Genomic DNA, 8282 nt, shown 5'->3' with positions numbered 1-8282 from the left:
CAGTTTGTAAAATTAAGTTAGAAAAACAAAATTTGTTAGATGGCAGTACTGTTAGCGGCTCAGATTAAAATTCAGAGTCTAACATTTAACCAAATTAATAGTATGTCTTTTTTAGGACAAGCGTTATTATCAGGGTATATATCATGAAAGTCGAGGAATGAACAATGGAGCTATTGAGCGTTAAAGATGTAAGTAAGAGTTATGCTGCTAATGTTTTGGCGTTGGATAACGTTGGTTTTTCACTAAAAGCAGGCGAATTTTGTGCGATCATGGGGACCTCTGGCTCGGGGAAGACGACTTTATTGAACAGTATCGCGACTTTAGATGCTCCAAGTAAAGGGCAGATCTTATTTGAAGGTGTCAACGTGGCTAAGGTGTCAGTTGATGAAGCAACAATGTTTAGACGAAATAACCTGGGTTTTATCTTTCAAGATTATCGACTATTGTCCAGTTTGACTGCTAAACAAAATATTACAGTGGCACTATCGTTATTGAAAAAAACGCCATCTGAGATCGAAAAGAGCGTAACTGAACTCAGTCAAAAATTCGAGATCGCTTCAGTCTTAGACCACTATCCCCATGAACTTTCAGGTGGGCAAAAGCAAAGAGTAGCGATCATTAGAGCTTTGGTCAAGGAACCTAAATTGTTGATCGCTGATGAGCCTACGGGGGCTTTGGACTCCAACTCGACTAAAACGATCATGCAGCAATTGACGTATATCAATCAGGAATTACACACGACGATCTTGATGGTGACTCACGATGCCTATTCGGCTAGTTTTGCCAAGAATATTTATTTCCTAAAAGATGGTCAGATCTACACGACCTTAAAAAGAGATCTGACCGAAACAAAAAAAGACTTTCAAAAGAAAATTTCGGATGTAATACTTGAGTTAGAGAGGTGAGTATGATGTCATTTGCGATCAGTCTTTCAAATTTGAAACATAACAAAAAGCTGTATCAAGTTTATTTTTTAGCACAGTTAGTGATCTTTAGCTTGTTTTTTATGCTCCAGTGTTTTTCGACTGATAGTGTGATCGTAGCGCGGTTAGCTGAAGATGCTAATATCAAGACGATGATCCAGACGATCAGCTTGTTTTTTGTGGTGTTTATCGTTTTTTATTTTGTGTATTTCAACCAGTTTTTCATCAAGCAACGTGCCGAAGAATTAGGGATATATTCTATCTTGGGCTTTAAACGTCAAGAGATCGTGTGCTTGTTTTTAGCTGAAAATGTAATTTTGGTGGTCATCGCAGCTGGACTTTCGCTTGGCGTAGGATATGTCTTGTATTTTGGAATGCGAACTTGTCTGATCAATTTTTTAGGCTTAGATCTACCTATCTGGGGCTTGAAGATCCAAAGTTCTGCCTTTAAAAATATGCTGCTATTGATCTTAGGGATCATCGGAATAGTTTACGTAGAACTCTATGTGATCTTTAGAAAAAAATTGACCGATATTTTAAAATTACAAAAGTTACAAGATAAGCAAGTAAAGCGCCATCCATTGTTAGCTTTAAGTGGTTTAGTATGTTTATTAGGGGCAGATCTATTGTTTAGCAATTTGACTGCTCGTCCATATTCGTTGTGGGACCAATATGGTAGTTTGCCGGTATTGTTTATCACACTGTGTTTATTGGGCTGCGGTAGTGTGTTATTTATCATCTTTACATTGCCTTACGTAGTCTCATTTTTGATACATAGACCTAAAAAGCTATACAGCATGAGTGGAAATGTTGTCTTACCGCGAATGCAACACCGTTTACAAAATAAGGGACGTTTGTTAACAGCGCTTGCGCTTTTGACGACTGGTTCGGTCATGGTCTTAGGTGTTACCTTTTTAACACTGTCATATCCATATGAAGCGACTAAACGGATCGTCCCAACCACATTAGAAACTAAAATAGCTAAGAAACGTCCTTTGAGTACAAGTGAGATCAAAAGTTTTGAACAAAAGTTTGCCCTTAAAGCCGTTGATTCTAAACTACTACAGCTCAAATTAAAAGATAAGTGGTATTTTTCCAAGCGAAATACAAGTGATCATATCGATGTGATCTCTTTGAGCAATTACAATGAGCTAATGGCATTACAGCATCGAGAACAATTGAAAAAATTAGCTTTAAATGAGGTTGTATTGGTCAATTATTACGCCAGTTTAGCTCCGGTAAATGAAAGTTTTACACTCAAAGATGGCTCCCAAACGCTCCAAGTGAAAAAAGCGACCAATCAAAATCCTTTTGCATTTGCTAACAGTGTTGTAACGGTGATCGTTAGTGATGCAAAATTTAACGAGTTAGCGCGAAAATATCCCAATGCTAGTTATGCGATCGTGTCATTTGACGGAAAAAACATGCGTGATAATGAAAAATTAGTGCAAGCATTTAAAAAGACTAAGGTCGCGTACTTTAGTTCTTATGAGCGGGATAAATTGATCACCAATACCAATAGTCCGACATTTTTGATGATCTCAATGATCTCGATCCTATTTTTTGTAACGATCAGCACGATCTTATACTTTACTGCGCGGATCGAAGAATTGTCCTTAAGCGAAGAATATGATACTTTAGCCAAGTTAGGTTATCGAATAAAAGAGATCAGACATGTCGTAGCCGTTGAAAATGCGTGGTTATTTTTCCCACCGTTGATCCTAGGCTTAATAAATGGAGTATTTGGGATCTTAGGTGCAAGTTATTTGATAACTGACTCATTGACTACAGATTGGTATAGTAGATTAGGACAGCCGTTATTGTACACGATCGGACTGTTTTTGCCGATCTATCTTTTGGTATATTATTTGGCAGGCAGATCGATCGGCAAAGAATTGAAGGCATACATCGAACCAACTATCTATAAAATGTGATCAAGAAAGGGGATGCTGTAACAAGCATCTTCTTTTTAATTATCTTTAAAAGCGCTTACTTTTCTTGGGGGTAATATTTAAATTTTATGATATAATTGTACTTGTTACAACATACTAAGCATAAGGGGGTGTATGTGATCGAGCTTAGAGCAAATAAAATAACGGTCGCATATCAAGCCAAAAAGATAATTACTGATCTATCCGTGACATTTAAAGCAGATAAGATCACCACGATCATTGGCGCTAATGGATGTGGGAAATCGACTTTGTTAAAGGCTTTGACGCGTTTATGGCCGGTCGCACAAGGGGAAGTTATGCTTGCTGGTAGATCACTTTTGAGTTTGGATACAAAAGAGATCGCTAGAAGAATTGCTTTTTTACCGCAGTCACCTAAATTAACGACAGCAACAAAAGTCTATGATCTGGTGTCTTATGGTCGTTATCCTTATCAAAAAGGCTTTGGGCGTTTGACTGCAAGTGATAAACAAAAGATCGATCAGGCATTAGAGCTTACCGCAACTAAGCATCTAAAAGATAATTTGGTCGAAGAATTGTCAGGTGGACAGCGGCAACGGGTCTTTATCGCAATGACACTGGTCCAAGATACTGATATCATCGTTCTTGATGAACCAACGACTTACCTTGACATGAATCATCAGCTTGAGATCATGGAGATCTTGCAAAAGCTAAAGCAAGAAGAAAATAAGACGATCATCATGGTCTTGCATGATCTCAACTTAGCAGCCCGTTTTTCGGATGAATTAGTCGCAATGCGTGCAGGAAAAATCGTCAAGCAAGATGCGGTATCTGCAGTAATGACGCCTGAAGTCTTGCGTGAGGTCTTTAGGATAGATGCTCAATTGATCCAAGATCCAACCAGTGGACGACCACTCTTATTGAATTATCAGTTATGTAAATAAAAGGAGATTTTTATGAAAAAAGCACTTGTCTTATTTAGTTTATGTTTGACTTGCCTACTGTTAGTCGCTTGTGGTAAGGCTAACACGACCCAAAATGAAAAATTATCCAGCAAGCCTAAGATCGAAGGTTTCCACTACTATGGTGCGATCCCAGAACGTCCTAAAAAGATCGCCAGTCTTTCGTCGACTTATACTGGTTATTTGCTTAAATTAGGCTACAAACCAGTAGCTGTGACACCTTATGATGCTAAAAATCCCGTGTTAAAAGATAAGGTCAGCCAAGCTAAGGTCTTATCCAGTGAGGATCAGGAAGCTTTAGTGAATTTAAAACCAGATCTGATCGTGATCGACTCAAGTGATAAAAATGTTGATAAATTAGCAAAGATCGCCCCAACGATCGCGATCGATTACGGCAAGCAAGATTATCTGAATATTTTGACCAGTTTTGGCAAAGTATTCGATCAAGAAAAGCAAGCTAAAGATTGGATCAAGAACTGGAATGAAAAAACAGCTAAAGTAGGAAAAGAACTCAAAGCTAAATTGGGTGAAAATGCGACATTTACAGTGATCGGCCTTTATGAAAAAGATATTGATCTTTTTGGCAATAACTGGGGCCGTGGTGGTGAAGTGATCTATCAAGCACTGGGCTTTAAAGCACCGCAAAAAGTCGTTGATGATGTATTTAAAGCCGGATATTTAGAAGTATCTCAGGAAGTTTTACCAAAATACATTGGTGATTATGCGATCGTTGCTGCTGAAGATGAAAAGACAGGCGCTTCACTTTATGAAAGTGATGTTTGGCGCTCGATCCCAGCGGTCCAACAAGGTCATATCTTAAAAGTCAATGCGAATGCCTTTTATTTCAATGATCCATTGAGTTTGGAATATGAATTAAAGACGATCGAAAATGGCCTAAAAGCAATGGAATAGGGGAATAAGATGTCTTTTAGCAATAAAAAGTTTGTCGCTCAGCTCACCGTTATTTCGCTGCTTTTCTTGCTTGGGCTTTACTGTGGTCTACGCTTTGGTGCTATTTCATACAGTCAACAAGAACTACTGACGACATTCTTGCATCCCTTTAAAGAAACAGCCACACAAGATGTTTTGCTTGATCTGCGTTTGCCACGCGTTTTAGCAGCTGGACTGGTAGGAGCGGCCATGGCAACGGCAGGAGCGATCATGCAAGGTTTGATGAGAAATGCAATCGCTGATCCAGGACTCTTAGGGATCAATGCTGGAGCTGGTCTGGCCCTAGCATTGGGTTATCTGTTTTTTAAGAGTTTACATTACAGTATGATCTTGTTACTTTGTTTACTTGGGGCCACAATTGCTGCCTTTTTAGTGTTAGCTTTATCGTATCAAGCCCGGATCGGATTTTCCTCATTATATCTCTTGTTAGCTGGTGCCATGGTCTCGGCTTTATTTACCGCTCTAGGGCAGGGGCTAGTCACGTATTTTAAACTTTCACCAACGATCATTGGTTGGCAAGCTGGAGGCTTGGTTGGCGTCAATTGGGCGATGTTAAAAGTCATTGCACCGTTTATTTTGGTGGGGTTGATGTTAGCCTTTATTTTGGCCAAACAGCTAACGATCCTTAGTCTAGGCCAGACTTTTTCAGTCGCCTTAGGTCAAAAAACCACGCGCTTTATGGTATTTTTCCTAGGGCTAGTCTTGATCTTATCTGGTGCAGCTGTTGCCTTAGTTGGGAGCTTATTTTTAGTGGGACTGATCATTCCTCACATTGTTAAACAGTGGACTGGTCCGGTCTATCAAAAGATCTTACCGCTAACAGCTTTATTAGGGGCGACTTTTATGATCTGGGCTGATCTACTCAGTCGTTTTATTGCGCCACCATATGAGACCCCCTTGATCTCAGTTGTCAGTGTGACTTGCTTACCGTATTTTTTGTGGATGATCCACAAGGGGGAATTTTATGACTAAAAAGAGATTTTTCCTTATTACGGGGAGTTTATTCATCATTAGTGTCGTGTTATCGTTGGCACTGGGAAATGCTAAGCTTGATCTTATTGAACTATGGGATGTTATGACCGGGCAAGCTACTCCAGCGCAAAATTTTGTTGTCTTTGAATTGCGAATGCCACGTGTTTTAGCGTGTCTGCTAGCGGGGGCTTCGCTTGGTCTAAGTGGTTTATTATTACAAACACTAACGCAAAATCCGTTGGCGGATTCCGGAACATTAGGGGTCAATGCGGGCGCAGGGTTGTTGATCGCTTTTGCGTTACGGTATTTGCCCCAAGGATCTTATATGTCACAGCTCTTACCGCTAGTTTCTGTTATTGGTGGCTTACTTGTTAGTTGGTCGATCTATCAATTAGCCAGGAAACAGCAAAGTATACTTGACCCGATCAAATTTATCATTACAGGTGTGACGCTCTCAGCGATCTTATCGACTAGTATCTTACCCGTGGTCGGACACGTTGAACAAGCTAAGTTGACCTATATGATCGATTGGTTATCTGGCAAGATCATGGGCGATAATTGGACAAGCTTGAGTTTAGCTCCTTTATTATTGATCTTGTGGGGACTGATCTATTATCGCAGTCGGATCTTTGACCTTTTGACTTTAGCCGAAGAATCGAGTCTAGCTTTAGGTTTAGATCTACGTAAAGCTAGGCGTGATCTTTTGATTTTAACTAGTTTATTGGTATCATTAACTGTGATCATAGCAGGAAATATTGTGTTTATTGGACTTTTAGCGGGCCATATGAGTCAGCTATTCGTACCGGCGGGGCATCGGGTTCGGATCCCAGCAACTATGCTGTTGGGGGTATTGATACTTTTAGTGGCTGATACGCTGACACGGACATTTTTGATCGGAAATACTTTGCCGACAGGGATCGTGGTCTCAGTTATCGGTGCTCCGTATTTTCTTTTCTTGATGAAAAAAGCCCAACGTTAGAGAGGTGGTTTCTCATGGATAAAGCTGAACTTCGCCAAAAAATTGGGGACCTTGCTTATGAAGTGACCCAAAATGCTGCGACTGAACGAGCATTTACTGGCAAATATGATGATTTTTTTGAAAAAGGGATCTATGTTGACGTCGTGAGCGGACAACCCTTGTTTTCTTCCAGAGATAAATACGATTCTGGATGTGGTTGGCCTGCTTTTACGCGTCCGATCGAACAAAAAAATTTGACGACTAAAGCTGACTATTCGCATTTTATGCACCGGACCGAAGTTAAGAGTAGCCAAGCTAATTCCCACTTAGGTCATGTTTTTAATGATGGACCAAAAGCTCAAGGTGGTTTGCGCTATTGTATCAATTCGGCCGCTTTGCGTTTTGTCCCGTATACTGAGATGGAAAAAGAAGGCTATGGGCAATATTTAGATCAATTATAACGATGAAAGGGATGCAATTGGGCATCCTTTTTATTTTGCATTGATATCTATAATTAATAGATTTGTAGTTAATGAAAAAACATTGATACAGCGCGAGTTATAGCTGATTTAAGCTAAAAAACTCGTGCTTTTATTTTGAAAAAGAGTGTGTTATTGTTGAAAAAATTTCTCAGATATGCAAAGGGGGAAAAAGGATGCAACAATTGGGGGAAGTTTTTCAAAGGTTTCGTAAAGCACGGGGGTTAAAGCTAAAAGATCTAGCCACAGCAGGCGTTTCGATCTCACAATTATCACGGTTTGAACATGGGGAGACCGACCTTACGATCACAAAATTCATGTTGGCACTGGATGAGATCAACTTACCGATCACTGAGTTTATGTATGTGGCGCATGAATTTCAGCAAGATGAGCTAAGTGAGTTATTGGCAAAGATCAACAAATATGTCTTGGTAAATGATGTCACAGCTCTAAAGCGTCTCTTAGTTTCGATGTTAGAAGACAAGACAAAGCACACTAAACTTTGGCAATTGGAACTGACCTTACTCAAGCTTAAATTGCAGGGATTGACGGAGGTCACTTACTGTTCGAAGCAAGAAGTGAAATATCTGACTGATTACCTGTTTAGTGTTGAAGATTGGGGTCACTATGAATTGTTGCTTTTCATGAATACAATGGAAGTCTTTGATCATCAAAGCGTAATGGTCTTAGCACGTGAAATGGTAAAAAAAACGAGTTTTTATGCCGAGTTGCCTGAGAATCGGCGCTTGATCTCAAAGATGCTTTTAAAGGGGTATTTGACTTGCATCGAAAAACATGAAATGGTCGATGCAGTGTATTTTGAAAGGCAGCTGAATCATTGCTTCTTTACGGAAACTGAGATCTATGAGCGGCTGGTTTTTCAATATTGTAAAAATCTATATCAATATCAAAAGACGAAAAATTATCGTGCGATCCTTGAGATACATAAGTGCATCGGTGCAATGCGGTTAGTTGCAAGTGATCATTTAGCTCAAAAATATGAGCAGCATCTCGAAAAGATCTTAGCGGCGGAATAAAAATTGCAGATAGGGGAATTTTTTAAACTATATCTGAAATGCGGATAAGATAAAGTCATAAAAATTTATTGGAGGAATTATTATGACTTG

General features: G+C 39.5%; 8 protein-coding genes. All 8 read left to right on the top strand.

Going from position 1 to position 8282, the window contains the following annotated elements:
- Positions 1-164 precede the first annotated feature (164 nt).
- The 8 genes from LMU01S_RS09185 (at position 165) to LMU01S_RS09150 (ending at position 8192) form a co-directional block, all read left to right on the top strand.
- Positions 165-905: an ABC transporter ATP-binding protein gene (locus LMU01S_RS09185; protein WP_056960225.1), complete on the top strand. Its 741-nt coding sequence runs from the start codon at positions 165-167 to the stop codon at positions 903-905.
- Between the two features lie 5 nt (positions 906-910).
- Positions 911-2857: an ABC transporter permease gene (locus LMU01S_RS09180; RefSeq protein WP_056960227.1), complete on the top strand. Its 1947-nt coding sequence runs from the start codon at positions 911-913 to the stop codon at positions 2855-2857.
- Positions 2858-2991: 134 nt separating this feature from the next.
- Complete coding sequence (locus LMU01S_RS09175; protein ID WP_056960229.1) at positions 2992-3777, top strand: ABC transporter ATP-binding protein; 786 nt, start codon at positions 2992-2994, stop codon at positions 3775-3777.
- A gap of 12 nt (positions 3778-3789) precedes the next feature.
- Positions 3790-4707 carry an ABC transporter substrate-binding protein gene (locus LMU01S_RS09170; protein ID WP_004049380.1) on the top strand — a complete coding sequence of 306 codons (918 nt, stop codon included), beginning with the start codon at positions 3790-3792 and terminating at the stop codon, positions 4705-4707.
- A gap of 9 nt (positions 4708-4716) precedes the next feature.
- Positions 4717-5718: a FecCD family ABC transporter permease gene (locus LMU01S_RS09165; protein ID WP_056960231.1), complete on the top strand. Its 1002-nt coding sequence runs from the start codon at positions 4717-4719 to the stop codon at positions 5716-5718.
- The gene (locus tag LMU01S_RS09160; RefSeq protein ID WP_056960233.1) at positions 5711-6697 is read left to right on the top strand and encodes an iron ABC transporter permease; all 987 of its coding nucleotides are present in this window, start codon (positions 5711-5713) and stop codon (positions 6695-6697) included. Before LMU01S_RS09165 ends, LMU01S_RS09160 begins: the two co-directional genes overlap by 8 nt.
- 14 nt (positions 6698-6711) lie before the next feature.
- Positions 6712-7137: a peptide-methionine (R)-S-oxide reductase MsrB gene (msrB, locus tag LMU01S_RS09155; RefSeq protein WP_056960235.1), complete on the top strand. Its 426-nt coding sequence runs from the start codon at positions 6712-6714 to the stop codon at positions 7135-7137.
- Positions 7138-7331: 194 nt separating this feature from the next.
- Positions 7332-8192, top strand: coding sequence for a helix-turn-helix domain-containing protein (locus LMU01S_RS09150; RefSeq protein WP_056960237.1), 861 nt, complete (start codon positions 7332-7334; stop codon positions 8190-8192).
- Positions 8193-8282: the final 90 nt, after the last annotated feature.

It is taken from the genome of Ligilactobacillus murinus DSM 20452 = NBRC 14221 (genome assembly GCF_001591685.1).
GTDB lineage: Bacteria > Bacillota > Bacilli > Lactobacillales > Lactobacillaceae > Ligilactobacillus > Ligilactobacillus murinus.
Note: the sequence above shows the minus strand (reverse complement) of the source record. Positions and strands in the feature narration are given on the sequence as shown.

Coding starts and splice junctions, on each gene's coding strand:
- LMU01S_RS09185 (WP_056960225.1), top strand. CDS start 165: ATGGAGCTATTGAGCGTTAAAGATGTAAGTAAGAGTTATGCTGCTAAT.
- LMU01S_RS09180 (WP_056960227.1), top strand. CDS start 911: ATGTCATTTGCGATCAGTCTTTCAAATTTGAAACATAACAAAAAGCTG.
- LMU01S_RS09170 (WP_004049380.1), top strand. CDS start 3,790: ATGAAAAAAGCACTTGTCTTATTTAGTTTATGTTTGACTTGCCTACTG.
- LMU01S_RS09165 (WP_056960231.1), top strand. CDS start 4,717: ATGTCTTTTAGCAATAAAAAGTTTGTCGCTCAGCTCACCGTTATTTCG.
- LMU01S_RS09160 (WP_056960233.1), top strand. CDS start 5,711: ATGACTAAAAAGAGATTTTTCCTTATTACGGGGAGTTTATTCATCATT.
- msrB (WP_056960235.1), top strand. CDS start 6,712: ATGGATAAAGCTGAACTTCGCCAAAAAATTGGGGACCTTGCTTATGAA.
- LMU01S_RS09150 (WP_056960237.1), top strand. CDS start 7,332: ATGCAACAATTGGGGGAAGTTTTTCAAAGGTTTCGTAAAGCACGGGGG.